Here is a 20,422-nt window from a genome sequence, read left to right on the forward strand (position 1 = left end):
GTCGGTCGGCGGGAGTTCACCTGGTGATCAGCTGAACACACTCCGCTAGCCCGTCGACAGCGACCTTCCACTCCGGTCGCACGAAGTTCGCCTCATCCAGACGCAATCGCACGTGCTCAAGGCGTTCGCCGCGCGGTGCTGCGCCGATCGTGCCGTCGTGCACGTATCCGAGCTTGGCGCTGACACGGTTGGACGCGTGGTTTCCCTGCCAAGCCGCCGAACGAGCGATGTGCGCGCCCAGGTGGTCGAACGCGAACTGGAGCACGGCGACACGCATCTCGGTACCGAAACCGTTGCCCTGGAACTCCTTGCCTAGCCACGAGCCGGTGTTCACCTCGCGCAGCACGCCGAAGTCGCGCGCGCCGACGTCCTGCACGCCGATCGCCCTGCCCTCGTGCCGGACGATGAAGCTGATCACCCAGTCGTTCGCGGCGAACTTCGCGCGCTGACCCCAGAAGTGCTGGAGCAGGCCGAGCCCGCGGTCGTCGGGAAGCGTGTCGGTCCACGGCACGTAGAACGGCATCTCCGCCGGGTCGTGCACGCCCGCGAGTGCCACGTCGATGAGCTCGACCAGCCCGGAGTCGTCGTCCGGGCGCAGCTCCAGGCGCGGGGTGCGGAGGACCAGATGTCGTAGCGGCCAGGCGTCCATGATCCGATGGTGCCGGACCTGTCGAACGGTATTACGGTCGACTGTATGCGTGCCATCACTGTTCGCGAACCCGGCGGCCCGGACGTGCTCGAGTGGACCGAGGTCGCAGACCCGGTGCCCGGCCAGGGCGAGGTGCTGATCGACGTCGCCGCGAGCGCGGTCAACCGTGCGGACCTGTTGCAGCGGCAGGGTTTCTACCCGCCGCCGCCCGGTGCGCCGGACATCATCGGACTGGAGTGCTCCGGCACGATCTCCCAGCTCGGCGAGGGCGTGACCGGCTGGAACGTCGGCGACGAGGTGTGCGCGCTGCTGGCCGGCGGCGGCTACGCGGAGAAGGTCGTCGTGCCCGCGGCCCAGCTGCTGCCCGTCCCCCAGGGCGTCGACGTCGTCACGGCGGCCGCGCTGCCCGAGGTCGCGTGCACGGTGTGGTCGAACGTCGTGATGGACGGCCGGCTCAAGCTCGGCGAGACGTTCCTGGTGCACGGCGGTGCGGGCGGCATCGGCACGCACGCCATCCAGGTCGCCAAGGCGCTCGGCGCGACCGTCGCCGTGACTGCGGGATCGGACGAGCGGCTCGCGAAGTGCGCCGAGCTCGGCGCGGACATCACGGTCAACTACAAGACCCAGGACTTCGTGGCCGAGGTCAAGCAGGCAGACGTCGTCCTCGACAACATGGGCGCCTCCTACCTGCCCCGCAACATCGACGTCCTCGCCCCCGACGGCCGGTTGATGATCATCGGCATGCAGGGCGGCGTGAAGGGCGAACTGCCGATCGGCAAGCTGCTCGCGAAGCGGGCGTCCGTGATGGCGACCGGGTTGCGCGGCCGCAGCGTCGACAGCAAGGGCGCGATCGTGGCGCAGGTCCGCGAGCACCTGTGGCCGTTGATCGAGAGCGGCGCGGTGAAGCCGATCGTCGGCCAGGTCGTGCCGATGTCGGACGCCGCGCAGGCGCACCGGCTGCTGGAGACCGGCGACGTCTTCGGGAAGGTCCTGCTCAGGCGAGAGCCGTAGCCGCGGCCAGCGAGGTCCGGGGAGCCGTGCGGAACTCCAGCCCGAACTCCTCGGACCACCGCGCCAGCACCGCCTGTTCGTCCGGCCGGTCGACGTCGTCGGCCAGCACCGTCGCCCCCGGCGCCAGCACCGCACGCAGCACGGGCAACGCCGGATAGCGCGAGTCACCGAACCCGGGCCCGTCGACCAGGAGCAGGTCCACCAGCCCGAACCGCTCGACGTACCCGAGCACCTCGTCGTGCACCAGCTTCGGCGCGTACCACTGACCGTGCCGCGGCAACGCCGCCGGATGCCTCGACAACGGCGCGTGCACGACGCGGGCGACCGAGCCCAGACCTTCGCGTCGTAGTTGTGAGGCAACGAAAGCAGCGATGCGTTCGTCGTGCTCGATCGACAACAGGTGCCCGAAACCGCGCTGCTGCAACAAACGCGCCAGCAGAACCGAAGAAGAGCCGCAGCCCAGTTCGACCAGGACGGTCCGGGCACCGAGCACGATCTCGTCCATCACCGCGACGAGCGCGGCCGGGCGCAGGTCACCGGACAGCGACGGCAGGTACTCGGTGTTCAGCGAACCGATGCGTTGCAGGGCCGAGAGATCAGCGAGCTCGCGAGCAAGCGAGTCGTCCAAGAATGATCTCCAAGCTCTCAGCCCAGTTCGGCCACCGCCCGCACCAGGTCGTCCATCTCGACGGCGTTCGTGTAGTGCGCGAGCCCGATGCGGATGGCGCCGCCGATCTCGCCGACACCCAGCACCGAGAACACTCCGTGCTGACCGGGATCGGCGAACGCGCAGACGCCCCGCGAAGCGAGGTGTTCGACGCCGTCCTCCGCCTTGACCCCGGCGATCGAGAACGCCAGCGCGGGCACCCGCCGCATGGCGTCGCCGATCACCATCACGTGCCGCAGCGAACGCAGTTCGTTGATGAGATTAGCGAGCAGCCCGGCCTGGTAGGCCTTCACCGATCCCAACGACGTGAGCAGCCGCTCACGGCGCGTGCCGGACGCCGCGTCGTCGAGGTCCGCGAGGTACTCGACGGATGCAACGAGACCGGCGAGCATCGGGTACGCGTGCGGGCCGAGCTCCAGCCGTTCCGGGCCGCGGGCCATCGGGTCGACCGAGACCGACGGCAGCCGTTCCAGCACCGACGGGTCGCGGAACACCAGCGCGCCGACCGGCGGACCACCCCACTGACCGGCGGAGAGAGCCACCACGTCAGCACCCATGCCAACGATGTCCAACGGCACGAAAGGCGCCGCGGCGGAGGCGTCGACCACCATCAACGACCCGTGCGCGCGGGCCACCGCGGAGATCTTGGCGAGGTCCGGGCGGGTGCCGACCACGCCGGACGCCGCCGTGATGGCGATCAGCTTGGTGCGGTCGGTGACCAGTTCGTCGAACTGCCAGCTCGGCAGCTCGCAGGTCTCGATGTCGATCTCTGCCCATTTGACCGCGCTGCCGGTGCGCTGGGTGGCCCGCAGCCACGGCGCGATGTTCGCCGGATGGTCCAAGCGGGAAACCAGGACCTCGTCGCCCATGAACCAGTCGTCGGTCATCGCGTCCGCGAGGCGTTGCAGCAGCACAGCGGAAGACGGGCCGAGCACGACACCAGCGGGATCAGCCCCGACGAGGTCCGCGACGGACCTGCGGGCGGCGTCCACGATGCCCTGGGCCCGCTGGGACGCCGGGAAGATGCCACCGGGTCCGGAGACCGGGGCGCGCAGCGCGGTGGAGACGGCGGTGGCGACCTGTTCGGGCACCTGCATGCCGGCCGGTGCGTCGAGATGGACCCAGCCGTCGCCGAGCGCGGGGAAGAGCCCCCGTACCCGTGCGACGTCGAACGCCATGACACACACCGTACGTATGCGAGCAAACACAGCAACGACCAGCCCCACCCGGATTACGGTCAAAACGTGAATCACGCGAGGATGGAGACCATGAACCAGGAGCAGCCCGTCGTAATCGTCGGCGGCCAGGACGGCGACATCGCCGACCTCGTCGAACAGCCGGCCAAGGTCATGCGGATCGGCACGATGATCAAGCAGCTGCTGGAGGAGGTCAGGGCGGCACCTCTGGACGAGGCCAGCCGCAACCGTCTCAAGGAGATCCACAAGCGGTCCATCGAGGAACTCGAGGACGGCCTGGCACCGGAGCTGCGCGAGGAGCTGGAGCGCCTGTCGCTGCCGTTCACCGAGGAGGGCACCCCGTCCGACGCCGAGCTGCGGATCGCGCAGGCTCAGCTCGTCGGCTGGCTGGAGGGCCTGTTCCACGGCATCCAGACGGCTCTGTTCGCCCAGCAGATGGCGGCCCGTGCCCAGCTGGAGCAGATGCGTGGCCGCGCCCTGCCCGCCGGCAGCGGTGGCGACGGCGCCGAGGGTGGCATCACCGGGAAAGGCACCGGCCAGTACCTCTAGCCGGGACACCCGGTGGTGGTTCTACGATGCGCTGAACTTCCTGGAGAGGAGCCATCGTGCTCGAGCAGGTGCGCCGTGCCCTGTCGGCGAAGCAACTGCGCCACAAGCTGCGTGTGAAGGCGATCGAGATCGTGACGGACGCCGTGGCCCCCATCCGCGCGCAGGTCGACGAACTGCAACGCCAGGTGGACGACCTGGGCAGGCAGGTGCGCGACGAGATCCGGCACCAGGGCGACCGGGCCGTCGACCAGGCCCGTCAGCTGGAGATCCGCACTCGCCGCGACCTGGTGTTCGCGGGTGAACAGGAGGCGGCGCTGCAAAGCGCCAGGTTCGTGCGCGACCACATGCCGCACGCCCCTCAGTTCGGCCACCCGCACGAGACGCTGGAACACGCGCTGACGCTTGCCCCCGAGGGCGGGCTCGCGCTGGAGTTCGGCGTCTACCAGGGCACCACGTTGAAGATCATCGCTACCGCGCGCGGCGGCGAGGGCGTCTTCGGGTTCGACTCGTTCGAGGGCCTGCCGGAGAACTGGCGCAACGGCTTCCCCGCCGGCGCGTTCAACGTCGACGGCCTGCCCGAGGTTCCGGGTGCCGAGCTCGTCGTCGGCTGGTTCGACGAGGTGCTGCCGGAGTTCCTCGAGAAGAACGAGGGTCCGGTCACGTTCCTGCACGTCGACTGCGACCTCTACTCCTCCACGAAGACCGTGCTGGAGCTGGTCGGCCCGCGCCTGGTCGAGGGCAGCGTCATCCACTTCGACGAGTACTTCAACTTCCCCGGCTGGATGGACCACGAGCACAAGGCGTGGACCGAGTACGTCGAGCAGACCGGGATCGAGTTCAGCTACGAAGCGTTCACCTTCGACAACGAGCAGGTGACCATGCGGGTGACCAAGATCCCCGCCCGTTGACCACTCCGTGACGTACCGGCGTCCAGGTCCGATCTGAGACGCCGGTACGCTCAGTCCTCGTGCAAGCCACCAGTACCCTCGACCACCCCGAGGCGCCGCCTGCCATCAAGTCGCGCAGCTTCAAGCGCGCGTTCGCCGATGTGCGTGAGGCGTGGGACCACCGCGAGCTGTGGGGTCACCTCGGTTGGCAGGACATCAAGCAGCGCTATCGCCGGTCGGTCATAGGTCCGTTGTGGATCACGATCTCGATGGGCACGACCGCCCTCGCGCTCGGCTTGCTGTACTCCGTGCTGTTCGACACGAACGTCCCGACGTTCCTCCCGTACGTCACGGTCGGCTTCATCGTCTGGAACTTCATCCTCGGCTGCATCACCGAGGGCACCGACGTGTTCATCGCGAACGAGGGGCTCATCAAGCACCTCCCCGCGCCGATCACCGTCCACGTGATGCGCATGGTGTGGCGCCAGGTGCTCTTCCTGCTGCACAACCTCGCGGTCTACGCGGTCGTGCTGGCGATCTTCTTCACCTCGCTCAACCACCCGTACACGATCAGTGAGGGCGGTCCCGTCCATCCTGGTCTGAGCTGGACCATCGTGCTCGCGATCCCCGGTTTCGCACTGCTCGCGATCAACGCGGTGTGGGTCGCGCTGGCCTTCGGCGTCATCAGCACCCGCTTCCGCGACATCCCGCCGGTCGTGACCAGCTTCATCAACCTGGTCTTCTTCATGACGCCGATCGTCTGGGACGCGGGCGTGCTGCAGAAGGTCACCGGCGGTGGCAGCAACGACTGGCGCGTCCTGATCGCCGAGCTCAACCCCGTGTACCACTTCGTCGAGGTCGTCCGCGCCCCGCTGCTCGGCCACGAGGTCGACTGGCACCACTGGGCGATCGTCGGCGCCTTCACCGTGCTCGGGTGGACGCTCGCGATGGTCATCCTGCGCAACTACCGCGCCCGCGTTTCCTACTGGGTCTAAAGGAGGTCGGCTAAACCATGGTCAGCATCGACGTCTGGAACGCTTCGGTCGACTTCCCGATCTTCGACGCCAAGTCGAGGTCACTGAAGAAGCTCGCGTTCGGCAAGGTCGGCGGCAAGATCGGCTCCGAGGGTCGCGTGCCGATCATCGAGGCGCTGCACGACATCTCGCTGTCGCTCAAGGACGGCGCGCGCGTCGGCCTGGTCGGGCACAACGGCGCAGGCAAGTCCACGCTGCTGCGCCTGCTGGCGGGCATCTACGAGCCGACCCGCGGCCAGTCGCGCATCGTCGGCAAGGTGGCGCCGGTCTTCGACCTCGGCGTCGGCATGGACCCGGAGATCTCCGGGTACGAGAACATCATGATCCGGGGCCTGTTCCTCGGCATGACCCGCAAGCAGATGGAAAAGCGCGTCGACGACATCTCGGAGTTCACCGAGCTCGGCGACTACCTCCAGATGCCGCTGCGCACCTACTCGACCGGCATGCGCGTGCGGCTCGCGCTCGGCGTGGTCACCTCGATCGACCCCGAGATCCTGCTGCTCGACGAGGGCATCGGCGCGGTCGACGCGGCGTTCATGGCGAAGGCCCGCGACCGCCTCAAGGACCTCGTGGCCCGCTCCGGCCTGCTGGTGTTCGCGAACCACTCCGACGAGACGCTGCTGGACTTCTGCGACAGCGCGATCTGGATGGACGAAGGCCGTGTCAAAATGCACGGCGGACTTCGCGAGGTGCTCACCGAGTACAAGGGCTTCGACCCGTTCGAGCGGATGAGCACCGACCAGCTGGCCAGGCTCGGCTACTCCACTCCCGTCCTCAGCGGAAACGGCGGCGAATAGACAGTGAACCTCGAGGCACTGCCCAAGGGCTCCGTCGTCGCGGTGGTGGTCACCCGCCACCGCAGGGAGCTGCTGGCCGAGTCGCTGAAGGCGCTGGCCACCCAGACTCGCGTCCCCGACCACCTCGTCGTGGTCGACAACGGCCCTGACCAGCCGGTCAACGACCTGGTCGAGCAGTGCCCGCTGCCCACCACGTACCTCGCGTCGCACCGCAACCTCGGTGGCGCGGGCGGTTTCGCGCTCGGCATCCTGCACGCGCTCTCACTGGGCGCGGACTGGGTGTGGCTGGCCGACGACGACGGCCGCCCGGCCGACGAGAACGTGCTGGCCGTCCTGCTGGAAGAAGCAGAGCGCCGCAACCTCGCCGAGATCTCGCCGGTCGTCACGAACATCGACTCGCCGGACAAGCTCGCGTTCCCGCTGCGCAGGGGCCTGACCTGGAAGCGCTCGGCCGCCGACCTCGGCACCGACTTCCTGCCGGGCATCGCCTCGCTGTTCAACGGCGCCCTGTTCCGCGCCTCGACGCTCGACGTCGTCGGCGTGCCGGACTACCGCCTGTTCTTCCGCGGTGACGAGGTCGAGGTCCACCGCCGCCTGGTGCGCAGCGGGCTGCCGTTCGGCACCTCGCTGAAGGTCGCCTACGTCCACCCGGACGGCTCGGACGAGTTCAAGCCGATGCTGGGTGGCCGGTTCCACGCGCAGGACCCGGAGAACCAGATCAAGCGGTACTACACCTACCGCAACCGCGGGTACCTGCTGTCGCAGCCGGGCATGCGCAAGCTGGGCGCCCTCGAGGTGTTCCGCTTCGGCCTGTACTTCCTCGCGGTGAAGAAGGACCCGAAGGCGTTCGTCGAGTGGCTGAAGCTCGTGCGCCTCGGTCAGCGGGAGCGCTTCTTCCGCAAGTGACGTGATCTGCCGAGGGCGGAATCGCTGCGAGCGGAACCGCCCTCGGCACGGCACCGGAACGCGGTTTGCTGAACGCATGAGCCGACTCGTGCTGTTCCTCGCCGCCAATCCGAACCCCATCACCCTCACGGTCACCGACGAGACGCGCGACGACCTCGCGTCCCGGCTGACGCAGATCGTCCGCAACGGCCACACGCAGCCGATCGCGGCCCCGGACGGCCGTGAGTACGTCGTGAACTTCTCCAACGTCGTGGTCGCACACTTCGAGTAACCGCTCGCGCACCCGACGTGATCGGAGTAAGACGGGATGAGTGATCTCCCGACGCAGACTTCTGTCTCTGGCCGGCGCGAGCGCACTGCTCGCGGCGTGCGGTTCGAACACCGGCAGGGACGGCAACGGCCAGGCCCTCAAGCAGTGGTACCACGCGTACGGCGAGCCCGGCGTCCAGCAGGCGGTGGAGCGCTACGCCAAGGCGTTCACCAAGACCCCGGTCGACGTGCAGTGGAACCCCGGCGACTACGACTCCAAGCTCGCGACGAGCCTGCTGTCCGGCGGCGGACCGGACGTCTTCGAGTCCACCCCGCAGATCAGCTCGGTCCGGGCGGGCCAGCTCGTGCCGCTCGACGACGTCTTCGGCGACGCCAGGAACGACTTCACCGACTCGATTCTCGCGACGCACACCGTCGACGGGAAGCTCTACGGCGTTCCGCAGGCCGTGGACATGCAGATGCTGTTCTACCGCAAGAGCTTCCTCCAGCAGGCGGGAGTTCAGCCACCGTCCACTGTGGATGAACTGGTCGACGCGTCCCGACGCCTCACGAAGGACGGGGTCAAGGGGCTCTTCGCCGGCAACGACGGTGGCGGCGGCGTGCTCGGCGGGCCCGCGCTGTGGTCGGCCGGGCTGGACTACGTGCGCGACCACCAGGTCGGGTTCGACGATCCCGTTGCGGCGCAGGCGATCGGCAAGCTGCGTGAGCTCTACTCCAGCGGCAGCCTGCTGCTCGGCGCGGTGAAGGACTGGGCGGAGCCGGACGCGTTCACGCAGGGCCTGGTCGCCATGCAGTGGACCGGGTTGTGGACGGTGCCGGCGATCCAGAAGGCGCTGGGCGACGACTTCGGCGTGCTGCCGTTCCCGAAGTTCTCCTCGTCCGGCAAGGCCAGCGTGCCGGTCGGGGCGTTCGGCGCGATGATCAACGCAAAGTCGAAGCGGATCGACGAGGCCAAGGAGTTCGTGAAGTGGCTGTGGATCGAGCGGACCGACTACCAGGAGGACTTCAACCTGAGCTACGGCTTCCACATCCCGCCGCGCAGGAGCATCTCGGAGAAGGCCTCGAAGCTGACCACGGGTGCGGCGGCTGACGCGGTGAAGTTCGTGCGGGACAACGCGAAGGCGTCCAACCCGCCGGACTGGACCTCGGTGATGCGGACCGCGTTCAACGACGCCGTGTCGCGGGTCGTGCGGGACGGCGCTCCGGCCGACGCCGAGATCAAGGCCGCCGCGGACAAGGCACGGGACGAGCTGAAGCGCCTGTACGGATGAGGCACGGACGCGCGTTCTGGTTGTTCGTCGGGCCGTTCGCGGTGGGGCTGCTCGTGTTCGTGTACGTGCCGATCGGGTGGAGCCTGCTGCTGTCGTTCTTCGACGCCCGCAACACGGTGACGCCCACATCGTTCGTCGGGCTTCGCAACTACGCGGACATGCTGACCGATGCGCCGTTTCTCAGGAGCCTCGGCACGTTCAGTGTGTTCGCGGTGTTCATCGTGCCGCTGACGTTCGTGCTCGCGCTAGCGCTGGCGTTGCTGGTGAACCAGATCAGCTTCATGAAGGCGTTCTTCCGGTCGGTGTTCTTCCTGCCGACGGCGTGTTCGTACGTCGTGGCGTCGCTGGTGTGGAAGCTGTCGATCTTCAACGGCGTGCGCTTCGGCCTCGCGAACACGGTGCTGGGGTGGTTCGGCGCGGAGCCGATCGCGTGGACGGTGTCGACGTCACCGCCCTGGTACTGGCTGGTGCTCGTGACGTTGCGGCTGTGGTTGCAGCTGGGGTTCTACCTGATCCTGTTCATCGCCGGGCTGCAACGAATTCCGCAGCACCTCTACGAGGCAGCGTGGATCGACGGGGCGTCGCGCGGCTGGCAGACGCTGCGGTACATCACGCTGCCGCAGCTGCGCACGACGTCGATCGCCGTGCTGTTGCTGCTGCTCATCGCGGCGTACCAGGCGTTCGACGAGTTCTACAACGTGCTGGGCACCGACCGCGGCTACCCGCCGTTCGCGCGGCCACCGTTGATCTACCTCTACTACACGGCGCTGGGGTCCGGCGGGCAGGACTTCGGGCACGGCAGCGCGGGCGCGGTGATCCTGACCTTGCTGATCGCGGGCGTGACCTTGTTGCAGGGCAAGGTGATCACGCGATGAAGGCCGTCCGGTACCTGGCGCTGTCGCTGGCGGCGGTGCTGTTCCTGATCCCGTTCTACCTGGTGCTGCGCAACGGTCTGGCGACCGAGCAGGAGATCACCGCACCGACGTGGACGTTCTGGCCCCAGCAGATCCGCTGGGAGAACCTCGCCGAGCTGTTCTCCAACCCGGCCGTGCCGATGGTGCACAGCATGGTCAACTCGCTGGTCGTGGCGGTGTTGCAGACGGCAGGACAGCTGCTGCTGTGCGGGCTGGCGGGATACGGGCTCGCGCGGATCCCATACCGGTACTCGAACTTCGTGCTGTACCTGGTGATCGCGACGCTGATGATCCCGGCGGCGGTCACGTTCGTACCGACGTTCGTGGTCGTCTCGACGCTGGGCTGGGTGTCCGACCTGCGCGGGCTGGTGATCCCGGGGCTGTTCAGCGGGTTCACCACGTTCCTGTTCCGGCAGTACTTCCTGAACTTCCCGCGCGAACTCGAAGAGGCCGCACGGATCGACGGCCTCGGCCACTGGGGCACCTACTGGCGGGTCGTCGTGCCGAACTCGAAGGGGTTCTTCGCGGCGCTCGGCGTGATCGCGTTCGTGACCAGCTGGAACCAGTTCCTCTGGCCGTTGGTGATCGCGCAGGACCAGGACTCGTGGACCGTGCAGGTGGCGCTGTCCACGTTCCTGACCTCGCAGTCGATCGACGTGACGCAGCTGTTCCTCGCGGCCGCCGTCTCCATCACGCCGTTGGTGGTGGTCTTCGTGGCGCTGCAACGGTTCCTGGTGCGCGGCGTGACGGAGACGGGGATCAAGGACTGATCAGCGGGCGACCAGCAGGAAGATGCTCGGCCCGAACCTCATCCTGGCCAGCGCGGGCTGGGCCGCCTTCTCCAGGCCGAGCAGCACACGATGCGGCACGACCCTCTTCAGCGCGCCCGACCGCAGGTTCGACACCGAGAGCGAACGCACGACCCGCAGTCCGGCGTCGGAGAGTTGCCTGGTCACGGTGTCGAGGTTGTGGTTGACGAACGGGATCTCGTCGTCGTGCCGGTTCTCCGGTGACCGGATGTCCACGGGCTCGGCGGGAACTCCCCTGCCGAGCCGGCGCAGGCGGTTGCGGGCGTGCCCGAGGTTGGCGACTTCGATGACTGCGATGCCCTCCGGGGCGAGGACCCTGGCGATCTCGGCCAGTTCCGCGGCCGGGTCCGGCAGGTGGTGCATGACCCGGATCATCGTCACCAGGTCGATCGAGCCCGTCGCGAACGGCAACCGCGCGGCCTGCGCCTGCACCTGCTTGATCTCCTTGCCGAGGAACTTCGCCGCGACGTCGAGCTGGCGGCTGCTCGGCTCGGCCAGCGTCACGTGGTCCGCGTACTTCGGCAGCAACGCGGTGATGCGGCCGTAGCCCCCGCCCACGTCCACCGCGCGTGCGAAGTGCCGGCCAGTCAGCAGCCGGTCGATCGCGATGCGCTCGGCGTCGTGCTCGTAGTCGCGGCCCTTCCAGTAGCCCAGGTAGTCGTGGGCCGGTCCGTCGTAGAAATCTGCTCTCTTGATATCCCCCATGCATCCCGGACGTCCGACCACGAGGTGAGGTTGCGCAGCAAAAAAGGCCCCCGAAAGTTCGGGGGCCCTCTTCACGGACGTGATCAGCCGTTGTTCTCGAACACCTTGCGCCACGACTCGACCGAGGTCAGCTCGGGCAGCGCGTCGCGGTACACCTTCTGCATGCGCGGCCACTCGGCCGACAGGCGGCGGTAGTTGCGGACCGCGCGCTTCATCAGCTGGCGGAACTCCTTCGGGTCGCGCTTGCGGAACGCGACGCCGCTGCCGTCGGCGTTGGACACGGTGGCGCTGTCCAGGTTGCCGAGCAGGAACCACCGGGCGTTGGACGCCGGCACGTTGATCTGCGGACGCTCTGCGGTGGCCGCCTGCGGTTCGCGCAGGTTGTGCATGAGCGCCTTGGCCGCCTCGGACGCGATCGTGACCGGGTTCGTGGGCGGCGTCAGCATCTGCTCGGCGCGGACCATGTCGAACGTCGGCGTCGGGAACTCGCGGGCCGACGGGAGGACCTGGGCGTCCGAGTAGTTCTTGCGGAGCTCGCGGATCTCCGGCAGGGCCGTGCGCAGCGAGTCGAACAGCTTCGACGGGCCGGCCAGGAAGTCCTCGATCGCCTTCTGCTGCACGGCGACCGTCGAGTACTCCATGGACAGCAGGTGCCGCAGCGACAGCTTCAGGCCCTGCTTGAGCAGCGTGGACCGCACGTCGTACGGGCTGTGCAGCGCGGCGAGGACGAGCCGGTTGCGGGTGTGGAAGTACGCCTGCCAGTCGGTGGCGTCGTTCTTGTCCGTCCACGGCATGTGCCACACGGCCGAGCCGGGCAGCGAGACCGTCGGGTAGCCGCGCTCCAGGGCGCGCAGCGAGTACTCCGCGTCGTCCCACTTGATGAACAGCGGCAGCGGGTAGCCGGTGCGCTGCACGACCTCACGCGGGAACAGGCACATCCACCAGCCGTTGTAGGTGGCGTCGATGCGGGCGTGCAGTTCCTCGGTCTCGCGCAGCGACTCCGTGCCGAAGTCGTGGTCGGTGACCGCGCCGGGTGCTGCCCGCCAGTAGCAGGTGCCCAGGTCGACGACCTCGCCCATGCTGTGCAGGCGGGAGCGGGCCTGGAGGTTCAGCATGTGCGAACCGACGATGACCGGCTGGGCTGCGGCGCGCGCGAACGCGTTCGAGCGCAGGACGGCGTCCGGCTCCAGACGGATGTCGTCGTCCATCAGCATGATCTGGTCGGCGTCGGTGTGCTCGATCGCCTCGTACAGACCGCGGGTGAAGCCACCGGAGCCACCGAGGTTGTCCTGCTCGATGATCTCCAGCTTGTCGCCGAGGGCCTTGACGGCCTCGTCGTAGCCGGGGGTGTTGCGCACCTTGACGGCACCCTGGTCGGCGACGAAGACCTTCTTCAGCACCGACAGGACGGCCGGGTCCTCACCGAGGGCGCGCAGCGCGATGACCGCGTCGACCGGGCGCATCGTCGTCATGCCGATGGCGACGGTCTGGGCCGGCAGCGGCTGCTCGGTGGTCCACGCGGCGTCGTCGATCTCCATCGTGGTGTCGTCGGTGAAGACGTCGAACCAGATCCAGCCGCCGTCCTCGAACGGCTTGAGCGACACCGTCAGCGCGACGTCGAACCACGCCTTCGGGCTGCGGATGACCTGGCCGTCGAGGTGGATCGTGTCGCCGTTGGGCTTCGACCGGTAGACGTCGATGCGACCGGCGCCACGCACGCGCATGCGCAGCACGACGTCGTCGACGACCGTCCAGCGCTTCCAGTAGCTGGCGGGGAACGCGTTGAAGTACGAAGCGAACGACACCTTGGCCGAGGTCGGCACCGTCACCGCGCGGCGGCCCGAGACGTGGCTGTGCACGTTGGTCGGCTCGTCGAGGTAGAGCGGACGCACGTCCAACGGGTCCTCGTCCCGCGGCATGATCACCCGCTGCAGAACCTGGGTCGGGTTGATCTTGGTGGCGCTTGCGGCTTTGGCCTGCTCGGTCACGTGCTTCCTCCGGCGAACCGAATTCGGGCGGTTCGGGTCAGCTTCATGGATGGCTACCGCCACGGAAGAGTTGTCGTGGCGCGGCGCGTCAAGCGCCCATAGTACTCAATGTTCAATGACGAACGCCCGGCCGTACAGGTTGTACGGCCGGGCGAAATGCGTCTAAACCGACATCAGTCGAGATCGCCGTTGATGGCGGACCCATCGGTCAGATGCGGCGCGATCTTGTTGTCGAACGCGCTGAGAGCAGCGCCGATCGCCATGTGCATGTCGAGGTACTTGTAGGTGCCCAGACGGCCGCCGAACAGCACGTTCTTCTCGGCGGCCTCCTTCTTCGCCAGCACGCGGTATCGCTCGAGCTTCTCGCGGTCCTCCGCGGTGTTGATCGGGTAGTACGGCTCGTCGTCCTTCTCCGCGGCACGGGAGAACTCGCGGACGATGACCGTCTTGTCCTTCGGGTAGTCCCGCTCCGGGTGGAAGTGGCGGAACTCGTGGATGCGGGTGAAGGGGACGTCCGCGTCGTTGTAGTTCATGACCGGCGTGCCCTGGTAGTCGCCCGTCTGGACGACCTCCTGCTCGAAGTCGAGCGTGCGCCAGCCGAGCCAGCCCTCGGAGTAGTCGAAGTAGCGGTCGACCGGACCGGTGTAGACGATCGGCGTGCCCGCCGGGATCTCGTCCTTCACGTCGAAGAAGTCCGTGTCGAGGCGGACCTCGATGTTCTCGTGCTCCGCCATCTTCTCGAGCCACGCGGTGTAGCCGTCGACCGGCAGGCCCTCGTAGGTGTCGTTGAAGTAGCGGTTGTCGAAGTTGTAGCGGACCGGGAGGCGGCTGATGACCGCGGCCGGCAGCTCCTTCGGGTCGGTCTGCCACTGCTTCGCGGTGTAGTCGCGGATGAACGCCTCGTAGAGGGGACGGCCGACCAGCGAGATCGCCTTCTCCTCGAGGTTCGTCGCGTCCTTGCTGTCGATCTCGGACGCCTGCTCCGCGACCCACGCGCGAGCCTCGTCCGGGGACAGGTAGCGGCCGACGAACTGGGTGATCAGCCCGAGGCCCATGGGGAACTGGTAGGCGGTCCCGTCGTGCATCGCGAACACGCGGTGCTGGTAGCCGGTGAACTCGGTGAACTGGTTGCAGTACTCCCAGACCCGTTTGTTCGAGGTGTGGAAGAGGTGTGCGCCGTAGCGGTGCACCTCGATCCCTGTCTCGGGCTCAGCCTCCGAGTAGGCGTTGCCGCCGATGTGGGCACGACGCTCGAGCACCAGCACCCGCTTGTTCAGCTGGGACGCGGCGCGCTCGGCGACCGTGAGACCGAAGAATCCAGATCCGACGACGATCAGGTCATAGCCAGCGAAGCTCACGAATGGGGAGGGTACCGGTGCCGCACGACGCGACCCCAACACCCCCTCCCCCAATCGCACTGCCTTGATCAGGTAAAACGCATGCGGGAGCCCATTCGGCCGAACGAGACGGCCGTGCCGGGTCACACGGGCCCGAGGCCGCGGAAGTCAGCCCCTGGCCTCGAACTCCGCGAGGCCGGGCAGGACTTCCCCTGCCACCTGCTCCAGCACGGTCTCGTGGCCGAAGTAGACGCCCTCGCTGCGCGGCCAGTGCACGATCAGGTCGGTGAACCCGAGCTCACGGGCCCGGCCGGCCGCGTCCTGGAACGCCTCGACGCTCGTCAGCGAGTAGACCGGCGCCGAGTCGAGGTTGAGGTACCGGTCGATGGTGCCGCTCGCGCGGTTGATCGACGCGAGCTCGTCGTTGAACCGCCTGGTCACCTGCGCGACCCCGCGCCACCAGTCCTCGTAGCCGGGGTTCTCGATCCGCCGCGAGCCGGTGGTGATCCAGCCGGTGCCGTACCGGGCGGCGATGTTCATGGCCTTCGGCCCGTCCGCGGCCACGACGAACGGCACCCGCGGCCGCTGCACGCAGCCGGGATGGCCGCGGGCCTCCTCAACGGTGAAGTGCTCGCCCTTCCAGGTGGTCCTGTCCCTGGTCAGCAGCAGGTCGAGCAGCTCGACGAACTCGGCGAACCGCTGGGTGCGCTGCCCGGCCGTCAGCTCCTGCCCGCCGATCGCGGTCGTGTCGTACGAGCCGGTGCCGCCCGAGCCGAGGCCCAGGTTGAGCCGGCCGTCGGACAGGTCGTCGAGCGTGAGGACCTCGCGGGCGAACGGCACCGGATGCCGGAAGACGGGGGACGCGACGAGCGTGCCGAGCCGGATCCGGGAGGTCACCGCGGCGGCCGCCGTGAGGGTCGGCACGGCCGAGAACCACGGGCCGTCGACGAGCGTGCGCCAGCCGAGGTGGTCGTACGTCCACGCGTGGGAGAAGCCGAGCTCCTCGGCCGCTCTCCACTTGGGTTCCGCCACCCACCACCGGTACTCGGGCAGGATCACCACGCCAACTCGCACCGGCCGACCCTAGCGACGTGATCCGCAACTCGACGAATCCGCTTCCGGCATCAGCGAGGATGGACTCGTGGAGAAACCAGCGCTGGTGGCATCGGACGTGGACGGCACGATCCTTGGCACGAACGAACAGGTGAGCGAGTACACGACGCGGGCCGTGGGCAGGGTGCTGGCGGACGGAACCCCGTTCGTACTGGTCAGCGGCCGTCCGCCGCGCTGGATCCCGCGTATCGCGAACGCCGTCGGTGCCACCGGGTACGCGGTCTGCGCCAACGGCGCGGTGCTCTACGACGTCGGCGCGGACCGCGTGATCTGGCAACGTGGCATCAGCCCGGTCCGGCTGAACGACCTGGGCAAGGCTCTGACCACGGCGCTCCCGGGCAGCGCGGTGGCCGCGGAACGGGTGGGCGCACGGGCGTCCGACATCGAGTCGTTCGTCGCGGAGGAGGCGTACCGGCACGCGTGGCCGGACGGGCACGACGTGGCCCCGAGGGCGGAGGTGCTGGGGCACACGGCGGTGAAGCTGTTGGTCAGGCACGTGGGCATGACCAGTGCCGAGATGGAGGCGGCCGCGACGGCGGTGCTGGGCGACGAGTTCGCCGTCACCTACTCGACCAACGCCGGGCTGATCGAGGTGTCCGAACGGAACGTGACCAAGGCCACGGGCTTGGCCGACGTGGCGGAGCGGCTGGGGGTGGCCGCCGAGAACGTGATCGCCTTCGGGGACATGCCGAACGACATCCCGCTGCTGCGGTGGGTCGGTCATGGCGTCGCCATGGCCAACGCGCACCACGAACTGCTCGCGGTGGCCGACGAGGTCACCGGCACGAACGACCAGGACGGCGTCGCACAAGTCCTGGAGCGCTGGTTCTAGCCCTCGGGGCTCAGTCCTCGGCCGGGATCGGAACCGGGACGCCGCGGCGCTTCTGCACGTACGCGACGAGCGCCGCCGCACCGGCTGCGGCCAGGTCGGCGATGGTGAACATCAGGCGCGAGACCAGCGCCAGCGCGATGGCCTGGCCCGCCGGCAGCACGGTCGCGACCGTGGCGGTGATGACCAGCTCGCGGGCGCCGAGGCCGGACGGCAGGAAGAAGGCCAGCAGACCCGCGGTCATCGACAGCGCCATCGCACCAGCGGACAGGACGAGCGTGTCCAGGCGCGGGGAGCCGAGCGAGTCGACCAGCAGCCACAGGTGCACGCCGTAACAGAGGTAGATCGCGACGGCCGCGCCCAGCGCCTTGAGGATCTTGGAGGCGGTGAAGTGCTGCTCGAGCGGCCGCTTGCGCAGCACCTTCAGCACGAGGTTGACCGACCACGTCAGCAGGCGCGGGTGCAGGAACGGCAGGCCGACCGCCAGCAGGAGGAACAGCCACAGCAGCTGGTTCGATTCGGGGCGCCCGGACAGCATGACGGGCAGCGCGGCGAGGCCCGCGATCAGCGAGGCGAGGACGCCCATGCCTGTCGCGACCAGGCCCGCGGTGAAGCTGCGCGCGCGGTTGACGCCCGCCTCGCGGGCGAGCTCCATGGAGAGCAGGACGGCCCAGACGGCGCCGGGGATGTACTTGCCCAGCTGACCGACCAGGTAGAACTTCGACGCGTCCAGGAATCGGACGGGGGCGCCCAGATCGGACAGCACGATCTTCCAGACCAGCGGACCGAGGAAGATGCCGGCGAAGACAGCGGCGAGCGACAGCGCGAGCGACTGCCACGGCAACCCGATCAGCGTCGGGTATACCTCGTCCCACTGGGAGTAGACCGAGTAGACGGCGGCGGCCAGCACCGCGACGATCAGCACTCGCTTCGCCCAGGCGATGACGACCGCCTTGCGCGTCTTGGCCGGAGCCGGAGGGGCGACCTGCTGGGCGTCGGTGGCAGCCACGTCGGGCTCGACGGTCATCGGTTCTCCGCTTCCTGCTTCGCTTCCCAGCGACGGGCCGGGCACGGCGGACTGGGCGTCCATGAGGGGGTCGTACTTCCTACGCGGCGGATCCACAACGGACCCTGAAAAGGATCACTCCATCAGGCAGGTAGCCTGTGGTCCGCGCCTGGTCTGCACCTGGCAGTAACACCGGGGTAACTGTACCGGACGCATCCAACCGTCTCCGGAAGTGGAAAGTCTGCTGCATGATTCCGATTACCGTCGTCGACGTCCAGGACGCCGAGCCGCTCGTGCTGGAAGTGCTCCGCTCCGGTGTCATCGCACAGGGACCGATGGTCAAGCGGTTCGAGGATGCTTTCGCCTCCGTTGCGGGTGTGCCTCACGCGGTCGCCGTGAACAACGGCACGACCGCGCTGGTCGCGTCCATCCAGGCGCTCGACCTGAAGCCCGGTGATGAGGTCATCACCACGCCGTTCACCTTCGTGGCCACGCTGAACGCGATCCTCGAAGCAGGCGCCACCGCTCGGTTCGCCGACATCAGCGCGGTCGACTTCAACCTCGACCCGGAGAAGGTCAGCGGCGCGGTCACCGACCGCACCAAGGTCCTCATGCCGGTCCACCTGTACGGCCAGATGGCCGACATGGGCCGTCTCGTGCCGCTGGCGCAGCAGCACGGCCTGACGATCGTCGAGGACTCGGCGCAGGCGGTCGGCGCGACCTTCGAGGGCAAGCCCGCCGGCTCGTTCGGCATCGGCTGCTTCTCGCTGTACGCCACCAAGAACATCACCACCGCCGAGGGCGGCGTCATCACGACGTCGGACGACGCGCTGGCGGACAAGCTGCGCGTCATGCGCAACCAGGGCATGCGCGCCCGCTACCAGTACGAGATGGCGGGTCACAACTACCGCCTCACGGACCTGCACGCGGCGCTGGGCATCCCGCAGCTGGAGAAGCTGCAGCAGCTCACCGACGCGCGCCGGCGCAACGCCGAGGCGCTGTCCAAGGGCCTCGACGGCGTGACGGGTCTCACCGTCCCCGCCGTGCTGCCGGGCCGTGAGCACGTGTGGCACCAGTACACGATCCTGGTCGGCGACGACGCCCCGGTGACCCGCGACGAGCTCGCGGCGAAGCTCACCGAGAAGGGCATCGGCAACGGCATCTACTACCCGAAGCTCGTGTTCGACTACGACTGCTACCGGGACAACCCTCAGGTCATCGCCTCCGACGTGCCGGTCGCGCAGAAGGTCGCCGAGCAGGCGCTTTCGCTGCCGGTGCACCCGAAGCTGACCGACGCAGAGCTCGAGACCATCGTCTCGTCCGTCCGGGAGGTGTTCGGCGCGTGACCGCCCGTCCCAAGATCGCCCTGGTCGGCGCCGGCACGATGGGCTCGCTGCACGCCCGCGTGCTGTCGCAGTCCGATCGCGTCGACTTCAAGTTCGTCGTGGAGCAGAACGCCGAGACCGGTCAGGCCATCGCCGACCGCTTCGGCATCGAGCACACCAGCTCGCTGGACGGGCTGAAGGACGTCGACGCCGTCGTCATCGCGGCCGCCACCGAGGCGCACTACGCCATCGCCAAGCAGGCGCTGGAGCTCGGCAAGCCGCTGCTCATCGAGAAGCCGCTAGCCGCGACGTACGCGCAGTCCGAAGAGCTCGTCGCAGAGTCGGAGAAGCGCGGCCTGCCGCTCGTCTGCGGCTTCCTCGAGCGCTTCAACCCGGCGATCCTCACCGCGAAGCAGTTCGTCGGCGAGGTCGTGCAGATCAACGCGATGCGGCACTCGCCGTTCGTGCCGCGGATCAAGACCGGTGTCGCGGGCGACCTGCTCATCCACGACGTCGACCTCGCGATCCGCTTCGTCGGCAACGCCCCCGCCGCGGTGAAGGGCTCGTTCGGCTTCTTCCACAAGCAGTCGCAGGACAACGGTTCCGAGGACTCCGCGGACGCGACCATGTCGTTCGAGAGCGGTGCCCTCGCCACGATCTCGGCGTCGCGGATCAGCCAGCGCAAGGTGCGGCAGATCTCGGTGCTGGAGATCGACCGCCTGATCGAGATCGACCTGCTGCGCCGGGACATCACGATCTACAAGCACGTGGCGGACTCGCCCGCGGCGGACGGCGTCGGCTACCAGTCGCAGACCGTCATCGAGCTGCCGACGATCCTGCAGAGCGCCGAGCCGCTGGCCGCGCAGCTGAACCACTTCCTGAACCTGCTCGAGCTGGGAGCCGGTTCGGACGAGGTTACGGCTGAGCGCAACGCGATCCTCCCGGCGCACAAGGTCGTGCACCACGCCACGGAGTCGGCTCTGGCCTGACGCCGTCGCAGTCGGAAGGGGTCACCGGCCTTTGTGGTCGGTGACCCTTTTCGCGTTCCGGGGATCCCGGCAGGAGCAGCGAAGTCAGCCCGTCGGCGGGAGCGGTTGCCGTGCAGGGAACGTTCCCGCGGCACGTACAACTCCGTCTCGAACGGGCCAGGCAGCAACAC

21 protein-coding genes are annotated in these 20,422 nt (G+C 68.3%); 13 read left to right on the top strand and 8 right to left on the bottom strand.

Features of this window, described 5'->3' with window-relative positions; all coding sequences use genetic code 11:
- Positions 1 to 16: 16 nt before the first annotated feature.
- On the bottom strand, positions 17 to 649 hold the full coding sequence (locus BM417_RS17370; RefSeq protein ID WP_093594680.1) for a GNAT family N-acetyltransferase: 633 nt from the start codon (positions 647 to 649) through the stop codon (positions 17 to 19).
- Positions 650 to 694: 45 nt separating this feature from the next.
- Between BM417_RS17370 and BM417_RS17375 the strand changes: the two genes are divergently transcribed.
- Positions 695 to 1,660, top strand: coding sequence for an NAD(P)H-quinone oxidoreductase (locus BM417_RS17375; protein WP_093594683.1), 966 nt, complete (start codon positions 695 to 697; stop codon positions 1,658 to 1,660).
- Here the strand turns inward: BM417_RS17375 and BM417_RS17380 are convergent.
- Positions 1,644 to 2,288, bottom strand: coding sequence for a class I SAM-dependent methyltransferase (locus BM417_RS17380; RefSeq protein ID WP_093594686.1), 645 nt, complete (start codon positions 2,286 to 2,288; stop codon positions 1,644 to 1,646). The genes BM417_RS17375 and BM417_RS17380 overlap by 17 nt on opposite strands.
- A gap of 17 nt (positions 2,289 to 2,305) precedes the next feature.
- Entirely contained in the window at positions 2,306 to 3,505 is a 1,200-nt protein-coding gene (locus BM417_RS17385) for a cysteine desulfurase-like protein (protein ID WP_093594689.1), read from the bottom strand.
- A gap of 90 nt (positions 3,506 to 3,595) precedes the next feature.
- Here BM417_RS17385 and BM417_RS17390 point away from each other — a divergent pair, with 90 nt between their 5' ends.
- From BM417_RS17390 to BM417_RS17430, 9 genes are all read left to right on the top strand, one after another.
- Positions 3,596 to 4,072 carry a bacterial proteasome activator family protein gene (locus BM417_RS17390; RefSeq protein WP_245822023.1) on the top strand — a complete coding sequence of 159 codons (477 nt, stop codon included), beginning with the start codon at positions 3,596 to 3,598 and terminating at the stop codon, positions 4,070 to 4,072.
- Between the two features lie 56 nt (positions 4,073 to 4,128).
- Positions 4,129 to 4,980: a class I SAM-dependent methyltransferase gene (locus BM417_RS17395; RefSeq protein ID WP_093594694.1), complete on the top strand. Its 852-nt coding sequence runs from the start codon at positions 4,129 to 4,131 to the stop codon at positions 4,978 to 4,980.
- Positions 4,981 to 5,039: 59 nt separating this feature from the next.
- Positions 5,040 to 5,954, top strand: coding sequence for a galactan export ABC transporter permease subunit Wzm/RfbD (wzm, locus tag BM417_RS17400; protein WP_093594697.1), 915 nt, complete (start codon positions 5,040 to 5,042; stop codon positions 5,952 to 5,954).
- Positions 5,955 to 5,971: 17 nt separating this feature from the next.
- A complete protein-coding gene (gene wzt, locus BM417_RS17405; RefSeq protein WP_093594700.1) occupies positions 5,972 to 6,790 on the top strand; it encodes a galactan export ABC transporter ATP-binding subunit Wzt/RfbE in 819 nt (272 codons plus the stop codon).
- Between the two features lie 3 nt (positions 6,791 to 6,793).
- A complete protein-coding gene (gene glfT1, locus BM417_RS17410; RefSeq protein WP_093594703.1) occupies positions 6,794 to 7,696 on the top strand; it encodes a galactofuranosyltransferase GlfT1 in 903 nt (300 codons plus the stop codon).
- A gap of 76 nt (positions 7,697 to 7,772) precedes the next feature.
- Positions 7,773 to 7,967, top strand: a complete 195-nt coding sequence (locus BM417_RS17415) for a hypothetical protein (protein ID WP_093594705.1) — start codon at positions 7,773 to 7,775, stop codon at positions 7,965 to 7,967.
- Between the two features lie 40 nt (positions 7,968 to 8,007).
- The gene (locus tag BM417_RS17420) at positions 8,008 to 9,237 is read left to right on the top strand and encodes an ABC transporter substrate-binding protein (RefSeq protein WP_245821971.1); all 1,230 of its coding nucleotides are present in this window, start codon (positions 8,008 to 8,010) and stop codon (positions 9,235 to 9,237) included.
- Positions 9,234 to 10,112: a carbohydrate ABC transporter permease gene (locus BM417_RS17425; RefSeq protein ID WP_093594708.1), complete on the top strand. Its 879-nt coding sequence runs from the start codon at positions 9,234 to 9,236 to the stop codon at positions 10,110 to 10,112. Before BM417_RS17420 ends, BM417_RS17425 begins: the two co-directional genes overlap by 4 nt.
- Complete coding sequence (locus tag BM417_RS17430; protein WP_093594711.1) at positions 10,109 to 10,921, top strand: carbohydrate ABC transporter permease; 813 nt, start codon at positions 10,109 to 10,111, stop codon at positions 10,919 to 10,921. The genes BM417_RS17425 and BM417_RS17430 overlap by 4 nt, the downstream gene beginning before the upstream one ends.
- Here BM417_RS17430 and BM417_RS17435 read toward each other — a convergent pair whose 3' ends face one another.
- The 4 genes from BM417_RS17435 to BM417_RS17450 form a co-directional block, all read right to left on the bottom strand.
- A complete protein-coding gene (locus BM417_RS17435) occupies positions 10,922 to 11,665 on the bottom strand; it encodes a class I SAM-dependent methyltransferase (protein WP_093594714.1) in 744 nt (247 codons plus the stop codon).
- A gap of 83 nt (positions 11,666 to 11,748) precedes the next feature.
- Entirely contained in the window at positions 11,749 to 13,653 is a 1,905-nt protein-coding gene (locus tag BM417_RS17440; RefSeq protein WP_281251330.1) for a glycosyltransferase, read from the bottom strand.
- 173 nt (positions 13,654 to 13,826) lie between these two features.
- The gene (glf, locus tag BM417_RS17445; protein ID WP_093594717.1) at positions 13,827 to 15,011 is read right to left on the bottom strand and encodes a UDP-galactopyranose mutase; all 1,185 of its coding nucleotides are present in this window, start codon (positions 15,009 to 15,011) and stop codon (positions 13,827 to 13,829) included.
- A gap of 147 nt (positions 15,012 to 15,158) precedes the next feature.
- Positions 15,159 to 16,064 (bottom strand): LLM class flavin-dependent oxidoreductase, encoded by a 906-nt coding sequence (locus BM417_RS17450; RefSeq protein WP_093594720.1) that lies wholly within the window; start codon positions 16,062 to 16,064, stop codon positions 15,159 to 15,161.
- A gap of 67 nt (positions 16,065 to 16,131) precedes the next feature.
- Between BM417_RS17450 and BM417_RS17455 the strand changes: the two genes are divergently transcribed.
- A complete protein-coding gene (locus tag BM417_RS17455) occupies positions 16,132 to 16,935 on the top strand; it encodes an HAD family hydrolase (protein WP_093594723.1) in 804 nt (267 codons plus the stop codon).
- Between the two features lie 10 nt (positions 16,936 to 16,945).
- Here BM417_RS17455 and BM417_RS17460 read toward each other — a convergent pair whose 3' ends face one another.
- Positions 16,946 to 17,959, bottom strand: coding sequence for a lysylphosphatidylglycerol synthase transmembrane domain-containing protein (locus BM417_RS17460; RefSeq protein WP_177320472.1), 1,014 nt, complete (start codon positions 17,957 to 17,959; stop codon positions 16,946 to 16,948).
- A gap of 227 nt (positions 17,960 to 18,186) precedes the next feature.
- On the opposite strand from BM417_RS17460, the gene BM417_RS17465 reads away from it, so the two are divergent.
- Positions 18,187 to 19,284, top strand: a complete 1,098-nt coding sequence (locus tag BM417_RS17465; protein WP_093594730.1) for a DegT/DnrJ/EryC1/StrS family aminotransferase — start codon at positions 18,187 to 18,189, stop codon at positions 19,282 to 19,284.
- Positions 19,281 to 20,252, top strand: coding sequence for a Gfo/Idh/MocA family protein (locus tag BM417_RS17470; RefSeq protein ID WP_218164495.1), 972 nt, complete (start codon positions 19,281 to 19,283; stop codon positions 20,250 to 20,252). Before BM417_RS17465 ends, BM417_RS17470 begins: the two co-directional genes overlap by 4 nt.
- The last annotated feature ends 170 nt before the right edge of the window (positions 20,253 to 20,422 follow it).

This window comes from Lentzea waywayandensis (assembly GCF_900115955.1).
Classification (GTDB): domain Bacteria; phylum Actinomycetota; class Actinomycetes; order Mycobacteriales; family Pseudonocardiaceae; genus Lentzea; species Lentzea waywayandensis.

What these genes read in the sequence shown, in the direction of transcription:
- BM417_RS17370 (WP_093594680.1), bottom strand. Translation starts at nt 649, where the DNA reads ATGGACGCCTGGCCGCTACGACATCTGGTCCTCCGCACCCCGCGCCTG.
- BM417_RS17375 (WP_093594683.1), top strand. Translation starts at nt 695, where the DNA reads ATGCGTGCCATCACTGTTCGCGAACCCGGCGGCCCGGACGTGCTCGAG.
- BM417_RS17385 (WP_093594689.1), bottom strand. Translation starts at nt 3,505, where the DNA reads ATGGCGTTCGACGTCGCACGGGTACGGGGGCTCTTCCCCGCGCTCGGC.
- BM417_RS17390 (WP_245822023.1), top strand. Translation starts at nt 3,596, where the DNA reads ATGAACCAGGAGCAGCCCGTCGTAATCGTCGGCGGCCAGGACGGCGAC.
- wzt (WP_093594700.1), top strand. Translation starts at nt 5,972, where the DNA reads ATGGTCAGCATCGACGTCTGGAACGCTTCGGTCGACTTCCCGATCTTC.
- BM417_RS17415 (WP_093594705.1), top strand. Translation starts at nt 7,773, where the DNA reads ATGAGCCGACTCGTGCTGTTCCTCGCCGCCAATCCGAACCCCATCACC.
- BM417_RS17425 (WP_093594708.1), top strand. Translation starts at nt 9,234, where the DNA reads ATGAGGCACGGACGCGCGTTCTGGTTGTTCGTCGGGCCGTTCGCGGTG.
- BM417_RS17430 (WP_093594711.1), top strand. Translation starts at nt 10,109, where the DNA reads ATGAAGGCCGTCCGGTACCTGGCGCTGTCGCTGGCGGCGGTGCTGTTC.
- BM417_RS17435 (WP_093594714.1), bottom strand. Translation starts at nt 11,665, where the DNA reads ATGGGGGATATCAAGAGAGCAGATTTCTACGACGGACCGGCCCACGAC.
- BM417_RS17460 (WP_177320472.1), bottom strand. Translation starts at nt 17,959, where the DNA reads ATGACCGTCGAGCCCGACGTGGCTGCCACCGACGCCCAGCAGGTCGCC.
- BM417_RS17465 (WP_093594730.1), top strand. Translation starts at nt 18,187, where the DNA reads ATGATTCCGATTACCGTCGTCGACGTCCAGGACGCCGAGCCGCTCGTG.